Genomic DNA, 14,475 nt, shown 5'->3' with positions numbered 1-14,475 from the left:
AGGTTTGGTTTTTTTTTGCAGTACACTTTCTCTACCGAAAGTGGCCAGGAGCCCTGGTGGCGGAATTGGTAGACGCGCAGGACTTAAAATCCTGTTTGCAGTAATGCGAGTACGGGTTCAATTCCCGTCTGGGGCACAAAACCACCTTTAGGGGTGGTTTTTTTATGCCTGAAACCCAGTAAAATCAACACTTTCTTTCTTTTGGTATTTCTTTATTTTCTTACTTTAACACAATTTTTGTCCCTCATTTGTCCCCCGTTGTTGGGGAACATTTGTCATTTAGCTAATTTTATCTAACCAAAGGAAAACAAAGACAATCATGAGCGTTACAATACGAAAGAAGCCCCTGGCTAATGGTCTTACAGCCTTATATCTGGATGTATATCAGAATGGTAAACGACATAAAGAAAATTTAGAGAATTGTAGGTTAGTTACAAATGCCACAACCGTAGCAGATAGGAAGAGGAATAAGGAAATAAAAGAGCTTGCTGAGAATATTAGAGTAAAGAGGGAGCAGGAAATAATCAGCCTTAGTTATGATGTGGTAGCATCTTTTAAAGGTAATGTTGATTTCATAGAATATTTTGAAAACTACATTTCTAATTATACCAAGAAGGATAAGCGTAATATGGAAGGTGTATGTAAGCGGTTCCAAACCTTTATGAAAAATGAAGGAATTAAAAGTCTCACAATGAGGCAACTTACGGAGTCTATCGTTTATAAATTCTCTGAATATTTAATGGACACATCTGAAGGTGAAGGAGCGAGTAGTTACTTCAAGCGTTTTAAAAAGATGATTAAGAATGCACATCGGGACAAGATCATACTTAGTAATCCCGCTGAAGAGGTAACTATTAAGCGTGATGAAAGTTTAATTAAATCAGTATTAACGAGCGAGGAGATACAGATTCTATCCAAAACGCCAATATCAAATCAACAGGTTCGCAATTCATTTCTTTTCTGTTGTCATACAGGTCTTGCCTGGATTGACGTAAAAGAGTTGCGATGGAAAAATATCAATCTTCGCAATGGCGTATTAACAAAGAATAGAGCTAAGACTAATACTGAGACAGTTGTCCAATTAAACAAAACTGCACAGGCTTTATTGCCAGAACCTTTAGAGCCCAACGAAATAATATTTTCTTTACCATCCCCCACCGGGGCTCTTAAATTACTGAAAAACTGGGTAAATGCTGCCGAGATTGGTAAGCACGTGACCTGGCATTGTGCGCGCCATACATTTGCAACAAATTTGATATATAATGGTGTAGATGTCATGATAGTAGCTAAATTATTGGGGCATTCTAGCTTAAAATATGTACTTAGATATGCAAGAGTTGCAGAAGAATTAAAAAGAAATGCTGTAAATAGCTTACCACAACTGGAATTATGATGTCATTTGAAGAGGAAATTTTATCTATCGTCGGCAGAATGAATAGCGAATGGTTCTCAGCTATGTCGAAAATGTTTAAATCTGAAGTAGGTTATAACCCTAAATCAAAGAGATTGGTTAGGGTTATAACTGGTCAGGTTAACGGTTACGACCCAGATAGTCGTAAAGACAATACTGATCCTAAAAATGTAAATGTCTCGCTCGTTGAATATTGTTGGGAATATGACTTCGAAAAATTACGTTACGAAGGGGATAATTTACCAATTGAAGGACGAGCTGTATGCAGGTTATTGGACAGCATAATTACCTTGTCGTTCCAGGATTTGGAAAATCCTACTGATGCTAGAAAACGTGACCTTGTAGCTTTTGCATTTTCAATAGTAAAATCAGGATTAATTGAACTAGAGAAAAATGCCGCAAAAAAGCAGTATTTGCTAGTCCTTGGATATTTTAAAAGGAAATTTACACGCCATATTAATTTCAAATACGACAAATATAAACAAACAGCAATCAGAGTACAGAAAGTCAGCGATGCTATGAGCAGAGCTAATCAAATTAAAATTAATGGCGCAAAGAAAGCAGCGAATATTGATAAAAAGATGAGTGCAAAATTTAATGCACCCCATAATCTTGACAACCTCGAAGATGTGTTTATACCGAGAGCCATCCCAACTTTTTTGGAAGTAGAGGAAGGACTATTAGATGAGGGCGTAATTGATATCAATCATAAGTTTTTAGATAAAAAGGGTAATAAATTAAAATTAATTGTCCTGATACATGTTCTATCTGAGCATGGGTACTTTAAGAGCCAGTTTCATAATAGAAGCACTCTTAATAATTTCCCTTTGTATCGGCGGTTTATCGAAAAAAGATATGACACTACGCTTGCTGCGAGTGTTAAAAAATTTATTTTAACAAAGCATGATAAGAGATTTATTAACTATAAAATAGCTGTACCGAAATTAAATGGTAAAGATTAGCCTCTAATCTTCCCTATATTATCCACCTTCTTCCACCCTGATATTCCCCTTATTTAGTTTGTGTTTAAACTGAAACCCTTATTGGTAAAGGGTTTTAGCCGTTTCGACATCTTCCCCTTTTTTCCCTTAGTGAATAATAAGTTCAAAATTTGCATTGTCACTTTAAATGAGGTGATGACATTGCGCAATGTCCATTTTTAATTTGTGAACTATAAAAAATGGAAAACAATTCTGATGCATTTCAGGAACTACAGTTGATAAATGGCCGGCTTACTTCAATAGAACAAGCCTTATTATCTGTAAAAGCGGTACTGACTTTTGATGAAGTGGCAGCTTACACGGGTTTAAGTAAGTCGTATTTGTACAAACTAACCGCTGCTGGTTTAGTGCCGCATTCTAAGCCGATGGGTAAGCAGATTTATTTCGACCGAGAGGAGGTGGATCATTGGCTACTACGCAACGAGGTTAAAACTGCTGATAAAACAGAGGCTGAAGCTACGGCAATTGTTACACTCAAGAAGTACAAGAAAACAGACAGAAAATAACATTCAACAGGAACCCCCAATTAAACCTGTTGATATGATTGACGGCTTTAAGGCAATTGCAGAGATTACAGATTTTGAGGAGTGGAAGAAAAGGACAGGCTTAACATTCTACGTAGGCACAGATGATGATACTGGTGAATTAAAAAACACCAGTTCGAGGGTGGGTGAAGTAGTTAATACCTACGAATGTAAATTTGAAGAATATACGCTTACTGTTAAACAGACTAACTATTTTAACGGGGGTATATTAGGAGCAAAAAGCTGTCTTTTATTTGTAAAAGGAAGTTTCCATAAGAACTATTTTAATGGAGTAAACTTTCAACAATTTCCAAACTCTGCGTTGAGTTATGAAGTATATCACCTCTCTGATGTGTTGTGTTTGTCACCGAGCGATTTAAAGTTACAAAATATTGAGGTCGGGGTGAACGTCCCTTTGTCATTTGGAGTAAGCAATTATATCGCAAACAGTGTATTACTGCATCGTACAGTACCTTTCATTGAATATAAACCCGATACAACAGGTCTAATATTAGGTCGGTACGCCCCACACACTCAACATTCAATAAAATGTTATGACAAGGGGTTGCAAAACAAACTAGATAGGCAATTGATGAGGTTTGAAGTAAGGTATACTAAAATGCAACCAATGGCAATTTTTGGTATTGCAACATTTGCTGATCTTCTTAACAAAAGAAAGGTTGCTGCGCTAGGTAAAGTTTTAACGAAGGCGTGGGATAATATACTTATTAGTGAACCAGGAGTAAACCTTGACACAATTGGTATAACAGATATTCAGAGGGAACTCCTATTAATGGGTAAGTATCGGGACTACTGGCAACAACTACATCAGGCTAGGCCTAAGTACTTTAATAAACAGCGTACAAAATTCAGGGATCAATCAACTATATGTGGGGGGCAGGATACACAAGGGGAAATACGTAATCTAATACTGTCGGAATGGGGGGAGTTATGCGCGGGGTAACAAATTTACCCTTTACCTAAATGGTAAAAATGTTCCCAAGCAAATTGTATTTATTATCAAACATTACTTTTAAAAAGAAAACAAATGGGTAAGAACTCGTCTATAGAGTGGACAAAACATACAGGAAACCTCTGGCACGGTTGCACAAAGGTACATGAAGGGTGCAATAACTGCTATGCAGAAACATGTGCAGTTAGATGGGGCAACGACATCTGGGGTAATGATAAGCCCCGAAAGAAAATACAATCAACTTTCTCAGACTTAATTAAATATCAGAAGTTGGCAAAAGCAGTGGGAGAAATACATCGGGTATTCGTTGGGTCAATGTGCGATATATTCGAAAAACCGATGCCACTAATTGATAAAAAAGGTGATGCGCTAAATGAAAATACTGGCGACTTACGAGATCAGCTATTCAAAAACATATCCGATGGAATGTATCCCAATCTAATGTTTTTATTACTAACAAAGCGACCTGGTAATGTCAATAAGTATATTCCGGAGACATGGAAAGTGAATCCACCGGTAAATGTTATGTTCGGTACTTCACCGGTAAGCCAGACTACATCAAATACATTAATTCCTCAGTTGCTTCAGGTCAATGGAAAACGCTTTCTTTCAGTAGAGCCACAGCTGGATGAAATTACATTATTGCCATGGTTAGAGTCGAAGCAGATATCCTGGGTTATTCAGGGAGGCGAATCTGGACCCGGTAGACGGCCGTTTAATACTGATTGGGCCAGAAAGTTACTTGCCGAATGCAAGGCAACTGATACTCCATACTTCTTCAAACAGATTGATAAAGTTTTGCCAATACCTCCAGATTTACAAGTCAGAGAATTTTACCGTTAAACCAACCTATAAAATATGAATAGACGAATTAATAAAGGTGCAAGGGCACCTTGACTTAGAACATAAGTACATTATATTTGTGAAAAAATAGACTGCTTATAGAAAAATAAAGAATCAACATAGAGTTTTGCATTATACTATGTTATGCTGTCCAAATACTACCACATTTTAACAGCCCCAAATACAAGTATAGATATGATGTGCCTCAAGGGGTGCATTTGTGTCTTTTGTATTTGGGGCCCGTGGTAGGGCTTGGACAGCAAGAGAATTTCATTTGCACCCTCGTTATTTTTATTAATGTCCAAATACTACCAAACATGAAAAAAATCACCATTGCAGTTTGCCTGCTATCGACACTGTATTCGTGTCACCCCTCCGGGAGTACTACTGTTACTCCTTCTGTTACAACAAGTACATGTAACATTACATTTAATGGGAAGACTTATAATGTAAGTGTTACTGGTACAGTGCCTGGTAATACAATTACAGCTAATACACAAAATCTAAATAACGTTTTTGTATTTGGATTAAGATCATTGGACTTGAATAAAGTCGATGTAACTATAAGTGCACACAAGTATGACATATCTACGGCACTTGGAACTTATATAACAGGTTACAGTATTTCAAATACTCCAATCTTAGTTGGCTGTTATATTACTGTAACGGATTATGGCGATGGTGGAAAAGTATATAGCGGTACTTCTGATTCACTTTCTACTGTAAATGTATCCTTGTCAAATGGGAGCGAAGTAAAGGGGACATTTAATGTTAACTTGCTTTATAACGGTGCTACATATCCCGCAACAGGAGACTTTGATTATAAACATTAAACTCAATGTTTGTAATGGAAAATGAAATATTAGAATTAAAGGAGTTAATTCGCAATTTTACTTTAGAAAAATTAAGCGAGGTATTGAATTACGAAAAGACTGATAATCCACTACAAAATCATCTAAAGATAACATGTATAATTGGAGAAGTAGCCAAGTTTTGCAAAAGTTCACCATTTATAGAAAAGATGCAGTCAGTAATGAATATCACATCTAATCAAATAGAAGATATTGTCGATCAGGTACATGGGGAGATTATACATGAATTATATTAGGTCGCTACTACCCGGCCAAAGTGATTTTGATTAAAACACTATAAATTGTTCGCATGTAACTAAGTCCTCACGCTAACACGTGGGGGCTTTACTTTTTATCATTAAACTAAAAATGTGGTACTCTGCTTCAAAGAAAAAACCTTTTATGTAGAAGCGCACGTAATCAAGGCAGGTTTACAATGTGGTAATAAGCCATTTATTTGAGAATTACACAAAATTTGTTTGACGACTGACAACCATACTATAGCTCATTTACCCTATAAACATTTTATGTGGTACCATTTTGACTATCCAAATAAATCATTACTGAATGGATTCTGCACATTAGGTAGATTGCTATTTTCACTCCTGGAGGTAATAAGCTTGCTAATACCGTGTGACTGTAATATGCCGTCTTGGTAAGGTCGCATCATTGCCTTTACTGCTTCTACATCCGTTGCTTTATCAAACCACTGATCCCACTCGCCTTGGGCCACTATGAATGGCATCCTTAGCTTACTATTATGAATTTTGGACATTAGTAGATTTGCAGGAGAGGTTATAATACTTACAGTATTCAACACTTCACCAGTTTCCCTATCTGTCCACTCATTGTAGGCTCAACAAGGTAATATAGAACCAAATTTTTGATATGAGATTGAAATTTTCACGATTGTGCAAAGACTTAAAATACTATTGAGGCACACAAGCTAGAGAATTACATCCAATTAGATGCCATTATCACTTTATACTTACCGGCACAACGGTAGATACATTTGGTTTTCTTATTATTAACTGGTAGTTTTGAATACAAAGTTTTTCTGCCTTGAAGAAGTTTATTGCCATAATGCTTATAATGCTTTTTGCTGCTAACATTAGTGGCGCAAGCATATCATATCATTTTTGTGGCAAAATATTCCAATATTCTGCCTTTAATGGACAAAAGAAAAAAAGTAAATGCTGCTGCGGTGGCACCCAGAAAAAGAAAGGTTGCTGCCATACAAAACATGAAAAGGTTAAGGTAGAAAAGGAACAGTCCTTTTCAGCTAAAATATCTATCGAAAAGCATTTTGCTCTCTATGCTTTACCTACATTCTATTATTTTGTCACTTGTAATTGCATACCTCACGGAATTTGCTCCTTTGCGGTACCAATAGCAAACCCTCCACCGTTTGTCCGAACGGTTCCCATCTATCTGCAAATTCGGCAGTTTTTAATTTGATATTTACTGTAAATAAGTAATCAGGCATTTTCATGCCTGAATTTCGCTGTTTTATCCCTTTTTCACCAGCGTCAGCTAAACACCTCGTGGTTAGCATTTATCAAATTATTTCAATCATAATCAAATAACAGAAAGATGAAAAAAATATCAACTTTATTGACTGCAATCCTTTTCAGTGGCATATTAGCTGCACAAATTCCCAATGCAGGTTTTGAAACTTGGACGACTACTGGTGGTTATGACGTTCCTACAGGATGGGATCAACTGAATTCAATGACTTCTTCCATGTCCACTTATACATGTATGAAAGGAACTCCCGGAACTGTAGGAAGCAGTTATATCAAATTAGTATCAAAAACAGTTACAGGTATGGGTGTAATGCCGGGTGTAGCGGTGAGCGGTATTATTGACATGGCTACAATTAAGCCAAAGTCAGGTTTTGCAAGCATAGTTCGCCCTGTAAGCCTCACTGGTAGTTGGCAGTATATGGCATATGGTAGCGACCAGGGGCATGTAGCTGTTCTGTTATCTAAATGGAATACTGCTATGAATATGCGTGATACAATATCTTATACCGATTACGCATTGCCCGGAATGGCTATGAGCTGGGCTACCTTTACAATTCCGCTTACTTACCTTACGGGTGCGGTTCCTGACAGCGCAATAATTGTTCTCTCCGCAAGCGGCACTACACCCGTTAATAGTAGTTACTTATATGTAGATAATTTAGCTTTTAGCGGAACGGTACCTACTGGCTTTAGTTCTATAGTTAATGGCGGTAGTTCTTTTTCAATCTTCCCCAATCCAGCTAAGAATGTTGCTATCATCAATTACACGAGTAAGAGCAGCCAAAACATAAAAGTATCTGTTAACGACATAAGCGGAAAACTAATACAAACTATGCAACCATCAGTAATAAGCGGCAAAAATCAAATTCAAGTTGACCTAAATAGTTTATCGAAGGGCGTGTATATAATAAGAATTGATAGTGAAGTTGGCACAGACACTCAAAAGTTAGTTGTTGAATAAGTTTAGCATTAGTTCGTAATTGAATATAGTATATAACAATCAAAATTTAAAAAATGAAAAAGATTTTTCAAGTAGCAATTGCAGCTTGTTTATTCACTGCAACAACTTCCAAAGCGCAGACTGCTCTGGATTTTAATACAAACGATTGCAATGGCAATCCTGTACATCTTTTTTCTGACCTTGATGCAGGAAAAGCAGTTGTGTTATTTTATTACATGCCAAGCTGTGGAAGTTGCCCCCCGCCAGCTCAAAAAATTCAGGCAATGGCTAATAATATCAACGCCACGCACCCCGGTATGGTAAAAGCCTATGCTTTTCCTTTCAATAACACTACAGCTTGTTCTTATTCACAAACTTGGGTGACCTCCAATTCATTGCCATTATACGCACCAATGGATAGCGGGGCAACGGCAGTTGCAAGCTACGGTGGCTTCGGTATGCCTACGGTAGTTTTAGTTGGCGGCAGTAATCATAGGGTTATGTTTTCAACACTTAGCTTTAGCACTAGTGACACAACTACTATGAGGGATAGTATTCTTGCATTAATGGGTACTCCAACAGGGATTAATGAGATTACAGACAATATAAATAGCATTGATGTATTCCCTAATCCTGCAAACAATAATGTAACAATATCTGTAGATATAAAAACAGCTGGAAGTTTAATTGTAGATGTCGCAGACATGGTTGGAAGGCAAGTGGCAGTAATCAGCAAGGAGAATGCATCTACTGGTATTAACACTAAGCAGTTCAATACTGCCACATTAGCTAGCGGTCTTTATCTGATTAGAATCAACCTAAATGGCAATATTGTAAATCAAAAGCTGAATGTTATACATTAATCAATTAAAAAGAAGTATCACACTGATAGTCGTATTTATCACGACTGTCAGTGTGTCTTTCGCTCAAAGCTATTACCACTCGCCCAATGACACAATCATTGGCACTGCCATATATGAGGATGTAAGCGTTTTTAATATTACTCAGGTACACCCAACGGCAGATACGATTTCCTTTAGATGGAAAAAATATAGTGTAGCTATTCCAGCGACATGGGAAGCAAGTATATGTGATAATGGCAACTGCTATACTACACTAAAAGATAGCGGTACTATGGCGACAATTGTAACAGGAGATAACGGATTAATGAGTTTACATGTCAATCCTCACCTTCAATCTGGCACCGGCATTATCCGCTACTCCATATTCGCCACAAATACACCCTCTCAAGTAGACACACTTACATGGATCATTACAGCAATAGCACCAAATGCGGTAATTGAAGTAAGTACATTACAACCCGAAATCATTATTTATAATAAGCGCATAGCCATTAAAACGCTAAACGATGAGTATTCACAAGTCATCCTCCATGATTTGAATGGCAAAGTGCTGTGTCATAAAGATATTCAAGCAGGGCAAACAAGCATATCAACTCAAGAGTACCCTACAGAGGTCCTTATACTTCAACTTACTGGAAAACGAAATTTTATTACCAAAATATTCAATTATTGAGTTCTGATGACAAACGCAATTAAAATATCTGCTCTTTCATTGTTGCTATATTCAACCATCAATGCGCAAAATTTATTAAATATCCCGCCAGCACTTACCGGGACTACATTTAATTTGAATGTTCAAAGCGGCTCGCAGAGCTTTTATTCAAGCACTACCACACCTACTTACGGCATTAACGGATCGTGGATGTCTCCTACTATTATAGTAAACAAGGGAGATAGCGTTACATTAAATGTAACCAATAACCTGTCTATCAAGACTACTATGCATTGGCATGGATTGCATGTGGCTCCACAAAATGATGGTGGCCCACATCAGCCCATTAATCCTGGGGCTACTTGGAGTCCATCATTTAGGATATTAAATAATGCAAGCACTTTTTGGTACCATCCCCACGGTGCAGGGCAAACTGATCCTCAAGTTTCAAAAGGATTGGCTGGCTTTTTTATTGTACATGATGCTGCTGAGCTTGCATTGAATATCCCACATACTTATGGCATAGATGATGTTCCTATAGTAGTTCAAAGCAAAGCATTTGATATTTTACAGCAAATAGCTATTGCCACAAATATGGATACCGCTATTTTTGTAAACGGCACATTGAATCCCTATTTTAATGCTCCGGCACAAGTTGTGCGCTTTAGATTATTAAATGGTAGTAGTTTGCGTAGCTACAACTTTGGTTTATCAAATGGGCAGAACATTTACCAAATTGGTACTGACGGCGGATTGTTAGATACTCCAAAAACAATGACGAGGTTGATACTTTCACCCGGCGAGAGAGCTGAGGTATTAATAGATTTCTCAGGGATGACAGGGCAAACTATTTACTTGAAAAGTTACGCATCAGAATTACCTACAGGAATATATGGCGCAGATACTGTAGGAAGTGGCATCGATACAGTACACGATTATGAAGATAATTTTTTAAACGGGGCTGATTTTACGTTATTACAACTCAATATAACTTCCCCTACTTCAAGTCCGGTAACAAGTATTGTTCCATCTTTAGTTGCCCTTGCGCCCTTGAACCCTGTTAATGCTACTAAAAATAGAACTATCGTTTTAGATACGATCAGGCTTTTGCCTTCAGATATTCCTAATAGAGCAGACGGGCCTTTTGGTTTGAATAGCAGGAGTTTTGACATGGATAGTATAAACCAGATTGCCTATTTAAATACAACAGAAATTTGGACTTTAAAAAATAACACGTTAATAGCGCACCCTTTTCATATTCATGATGTACAGTTTAATGTAATTGAAGAACATGGAATTGCACTACCTGCCAGTCAAAGAGGTTGGAAAGATGTGGTGCTTGTTATGCCGATGGATAGCGTTAAATTCTTAACCAAGTTTGAAACATTTACTAATCCTACAGTGCCTTATATGTATCATTGCCATCTTCTTCACCATGAAGATGACGGTATGATGGGGAGCTTTATAGTAATAGATTCAAGTGCATTAGGTGTTTCCGACTTAGAGAATTTAGATCATGCTGCCTTTCAAATTTATCCAAATCCGGCCACAAATAACTTAATTATCGAATCAAAGAACTCAAGTCAAATACTATCCTTATCGGTCACTGATATGATTGGAAGGCAAGTATATAAAACATCAATAAGCGGATTAACGTGCCTAATTGATATTTCTAAATGGTCAAGAGGGGTGTATGCGGTATCTATCGTAAATAAAGACGGAATTACCACACGAAAATTAGTCGTTGAATAACCCTTAGTAGTCGAGTATAAATATTTTTATGAAGCTGTATATAAAGAACATGGTTTGTGACAGGTGTAAAATGATTGTGAGGGCAGAACTTGAAAAATTTGGACTTCACCCCATTTCTGTAAATTTAGGCGAAGTGGAATTGTCGGAACCCGTTTTATCTGCTAATCAATTAAATGATGCAAGAATATGCTTTGAAAATCTCGGGTTTGAACTTATTGATGATCGTAAAAGCATGATTATTGAGCAGGTTAAAGTCGCTGTTATTGAGATGGTACATCGTGAAAATAACGATACCAAGATAAAGCATAGCGAATACTTGTCACAACACTTAAACTACGAGTACCCATATTTAAGTAAAACATTTTCTGATGAGGAAGGCGTAACTATTGAGCAATTTATTATTCAGCAAAAAACGGAGAAAATAAAGGAATTGATTGGTTATGGAGAGCTTAATTTTAGTGAAATTGCTTTGCAGATGGGTTATAGCAGTGTTGCTGCTTTGAGTAGCCAGTTCAAAAAAGTGATGGGCATTACTCCTTCAGAGTACAAAGCAACCCATAGTAATGACAGGAAATCATTAGATAGAGTTGCGAAAATTATCTAATATCCGGTAATCTTATAAATCTCTTTTCAAATTCTGTAATAGTCAAGATTTACAATGCAAGTAGCTTTGCATTGTAAATAATCTTGTATGAATGATACATTTTCGCTACCGTTAATTGATGTCGAAAGCGAACACTGCGCACTTATAGTTGATAAGGGACTTGGGCAAATACACGGAATCAAATCCCATAAAGTAGAATTAAATAATAAACGGGCTGTAATAGAAACGGACAACCCATTGGAAGTTCTCCCTAATGCCGTTACCGCAATCCGTGATTTAGGATATGGTGTAGATACCGTGAAGAAAGCATTTACTGTCACAGGGATGAGTTGCGCTTCATGTGCAATTAGCGTAGAAAGCATGTTAAAAGCGCAGAGCGGAGTGATTAACGCAGTTGTAAATTTCGCCAACAGCACTGCTAATGTCGAGTATGTACCAGGCATCGCTAACATTGAAGATTTTAAAAAAGCTATCCAGTCCGTTGGCTACGATCTAATTATTGACGAAAGTGAAGAAGCTGCCGAAAGTCTGCAAAAACTACAGGAACAACACGCAAATAGTTTACGTAACAGAACGTTTCTGTCTATTGGATTTTCTTTACCACTTGTGATTATCGGAATGTTCTTTATGAATATGCCGTATGCAAATTACGCCATGTGGTTATTAGCTACACCAGTAGTGGCTATATTTGGTAAGCAGTTTTTTATTAATGCATGGAAGCAGGCCAAACATAGGTCAGCTAATATGGACACATTAGTGGCAATGAGTACAGGTATTGCTTACCTGTTCAGTGTTTTTAATACCTTATATCCTCAATTCTGGCATAACAGAGGTTTACATGCGCATGTTTATTTTGAGGCAGCGGCTGTAGTTGTTGCGTTTATATTATTAGGCAAAATGCTTGAAGAACGTGCTAAAAGCAACACATCATCAGCTATTAAAAAACTGATAGGGCTACAACCAAAAACCGTTACAATAGTTCATCAGGGTGGTCATCAAATGGAAATCTCTATCGCAAACGTAAAGGTTGGTGATACTTTATTAGTAAAGCCCGGAGAAAAAATTGCTGTAGATGGTATTGTTAATGAAGGTAGTTCATATGTTGACGAAAGTATGATAACAGGGGAGCCTGTTGCTGTCCTAAAGCAAAAAGGTATTAAGGTGTTTTCCGGCACTATAAATCAGAAAAGCAGCTTTGAGTTTATAGCTGAAAAGGTAGGAAGTGATACAGTATTAGCGCATATAATACAGGCTGTACAAAATGCGCAAGGTAGCAAAGCCCCGGTACAAAAACTTGTTGATAAAATTGCAGGAATATTTGTTCCGATTGTTATCGGTGTTGCAATCCTTAGTTTGATCATGTGGGTGATTTTGGGTAGTGGGAACGGGTTTACACAAGGATTGCTTGCGATGGTAACTGTCTTGGTAATTGCATGTCCTTGTGCGCTTGGTTTGGCTACGCCCACGGCCATAATGGTGGGTGTAGGTAGAGGTGCGGAAAATGGAATATTAATTAAGGATGCTGAAAGTCTTGAAAGAGCGTATAAAATTGATAGTATTATCCTTGACAAAACGGGTACTATAACTGAAGGCAACCCTGATGTAGTTGACATTGTATGGGCAAAATCAGAAGATCAAAACCAACTCTCTCCCATACTCTATAGTTTGGAATCCCTATCGGAACACCCGCTTGCTGATGCTGTAACCCGTTATTGGGTTTCAAAAACACAAAAAGTCGTCATAGAAGGATTTGAAAGCGAAACAGGGAAAGGTGTTTCGGGTTCATACAATAATGGTCTTTACTATGTTGGGAGCGAAAAGTATATAGTGTCGCAAAATATCGTTACTCCTGACAATTTAAAACAACAAGCAAACAAATGGCTTGAGGAATCATACACTGTAATTTGGTTTAGCGATAAGGAAAAAGCTGTTGCCATTATAGCTATTGCAGATAAAATTAAAAGTAATTCGGCTCAAGCAATTAAACGATTAAAAGAACTGGGAATAACTCCGTATATGCTAACTGGTGATAACCCACAAACGGCAAAGTCAGTAGCACAAAAAGTAGGTATTACAGAATTTAAGGCCGAAACATTGCCGACTGATAAAGCTGATTTTATAAAACTGTTGCAAAAGCAAGGACATATAGTTGCTATGGTCGGCGATGGAATTAACGATAGCCAGGCATTAGCCCAAGCGGATATAAGCATAGCTATGGGGAAAGGGACAGATATAGCGATGGATGTCGCCAAAATGACACTCATTTCATCGGACCTGATGAGTATTCCTAATGCAATTTCCCTTTCCCGCAAAACAGTGCAGGTGATCAGGCAGAATCTGTTTTGGGCATTTATCTATAATCTTATAGGTATTCCGATTGCGGCTGGCTTGTTGTACCCTATTAATGGTTTTTTACTTAGTCCAATGATTGCAGGGGCAGCAATGGCTTTAAGTTCTATTTCGGTAGTAGGCAATAGCCTCCGTTTGAAATATGCGAAGCTGTAATCTTAAATTTTATAATTAATGTAAAACCAA

Annotated in this window: 14 protein-coding genes, 1 tRNA gene and 1 pseudogene; 15 read left to right on the top strand and 1 reads right to left on the bottom strand. The window is 37.4% G+C overall.

The window, feature by feature from the left end; all coding sequences use genetic code 11:
- Window positions 1–50 precede the first annotated feature (50 nt).
- The 8 genes from CJD36_RS19245 to CJD36_RS19210 all read left to right on the top strand — a co-directional run bounded on the left by CJD36_RS19245 (window position 51) and on the right by CJD36_RS19210 (window position 5,860).
- Window positions 51–136, top strand: a tRNA-Leu gene (locus CJD36_RS19245).
- Window positions 137–319: 183 nt separating this feature from the next.
- Entirely contained in the window at window positions 320–1,393 is a 1,074-nt protein-coding gene (locus CJD36_RS19240) for a tyrosine-type recombinase/integrase (protein WP_105040833.1), read from the top strand.
- Window positions 1,390–2,373: a hypothetical protein gene (locus CJD36_RS19235; RefSeq protein ID WP_133162718.1), complete on the top strand. Its 984-nt coding sequence runs from the start codon at window positions 1,390–1,392 to the stop codon at window positions 2,371–2,373. Before CJD36_RS19240 ends, CJD36_RS19235 begins: the two co-directional genes overlap by 4 nt.
- A 218-nt stretch (window positions 2,374–2,591) precedes the next feature.
- Entirely contained in the window at window positions 2,592–2,918 is a 327-nt protein-coding gene (locus tag CJD36_RS19230) for a helix-turn-helix transcriptional regulator (protein ID WP_105040831.1), read from the top strand.
- Window positions 2,919–2,952: 34 nt separating this feature from the next.
- A complete protein-coding gene (locus CJD36_RS19225) occupies window positions 2,953–3,900 on the top strand; it encodes a hypothetical protein (protein WP_105040830.1) in 948 nt (315 codons plus the stop codon).
- An 84-nt stretch (window positions 3,901–3,984) separates the two neighbouring features.
- The gene (locus tag CJD36_RS19220; RefSeq protein ID WP_105040829.1) at window positions 3,985–4,752 is read left to right on the top strand and encodes a DUF5131 family protein; all 768 of its coding nucleotides are present in this window, start codon (window positions 3,985–3,987) and stop codon (window positions 4,750–4,752) included.
- Window positions 4,753–5,069: 317 nt separating this feature from the next.
- Entirely contained in the window at window positions 5,070–5,585 is a 516-nt protein-coding gene (locus tag CJD36_RS19215; protein WP_105040828.1) for a hypothetical protein, read from the top strand.
- 14 nt (window positions 5,586–5,599) lie between these two features.
- Complete coding sequence (locus CJD36_RS19210) at window positions 5,600–5,860, top strand: hypothetical protein (protein WP_133162717.1); 261 nt, start codon at window positions 5,600–5,602, stop codon at window positions 5,858–5,860.
- A gap of 287 nt (window positions 5,861–6,147) precedes the next feature.
- Here the strand turns inward: CJD36_RS19210 and CJD36_RS19205 are convergent.
- Window positions 6,148–6,444: pseudogene (locus tag CJD36_RS19205) on the bottom strand (SOS response-associated peptidase family protein); the annotation flags it as partial.
- A 221-nt stretch (window positions 6,445–6,665) separates the two neighbouring features.
- Here CJD36_RS19205 and CJD36_RS23065 point away from each other — a divergent pair.
- The 7 genes from CJD36_RS23065 (at window position 6,666) to CJD36_RS19170 (ending at window position 14,445) form a co-directional block, all read left to right on the top strand.
- On the top strand, window positions 6,666–7,061 hold the full coding sequence (locus tag CJD36_RS23065; protein WP_133162716.1) for an HYC_CC_PP family protein: 396 nt from the start codon (window positions 6,666–6,668) through the stop codon (window positions 7,059–7,061).
- 135 nt (window positions 7,062–7,196) lie between these two features.
- A complete protein-coding gene (locus CJD36_RS19195) occupies window positions 7,197–8,090 on the top strand; it encodes a T9SS type A sorting domain-containing protein (RefSeq protein ID WP_105040824.1) in 894 nt (297 codons plus the stop codon).
- A 53-nt stretch (window positions 8,091–8,143) separates the two neighbouring features.
- Window positions 8,144–8,932, top strand: a complete 789-nt coding sequence (locus CJD36_RS19190; protein WP_105040823.1) for a T9SS type A sorting domain-containing protein — start codon at window positions 8,144–8,146, stop codon at window positions 8,930–8,932.
- 52 nt (window positions 8,933–8,984) lie between these two features.
- On the top strand, window positions 8,985–9,605 hold the full coding sequence (locus tag CJD36_RS19185; protein WP_133162715.1) for a hypothetical protein: 621 nt from the start codon (window positions 8,985–8,987) through the stop codon (window positions 9,603–9,605).
- A 6-nt stretch (window positions 9,606–9,611) separates the two neighbouring features.
- The gene (locus CJD36_RS19180) at window positions 9,612–11,336 is read left to right on the top strand and encodes a multicopper oxidase domain-containing protein (RefSeq protein WP_105040821.1); all 1,725 of its coding nucleotides are present in this window, start codon (window positions 9,612–9,614) and stop codon (window positions 11,334–11,336) included.
- A gap of 28 nt (window positions 11,337–11,364) precedes the next feature.
- Window positions 11,365–11,940 carry a helix-turn-helix domain-containing protein gene (locus tag CJD36_RS19175; RefSeq protein ID WP_105040820.1) on the top strand — a complete coding sequence of 192 codons (576 nt, stop codon included), beginning with the start codon at window positions 11,365–11,367 and terminating at the stop codon, window positions 11,938–11,940.
- An 87-nt stretch (window positions 11,941–12,027) separates the two neighbouring features.
- Window positions 12,028–14,445, top strand: coding sequence for a heavy metal translocating P-type ATPase (locus CJD36_RS19170; protein WP_105040819.1), 2,418 nt, complete (start codon window positions 12,028–12,030; stop codon window positions 14,443–14,445).
- The last annotated feature ends 30 nt before the right edge of the window (window positions 14,446–14,475 follow it).

Origin of the sequence: Flavipsychrobacter stenotrophus (genome assembly GCF_002954265.1) — a bacterium.
GTDB classification, from domain to species: domain Bacteria; phylum Bacteroidota; class Bacteroidia; order Chitinophagales; family Chitinophagaceae; genus Flavipsychrobacter; species Flavipsychrobacter stenotrophus.
This window is presented reverse-complemented; position numbering and strand designations above follow the sequence as displayed.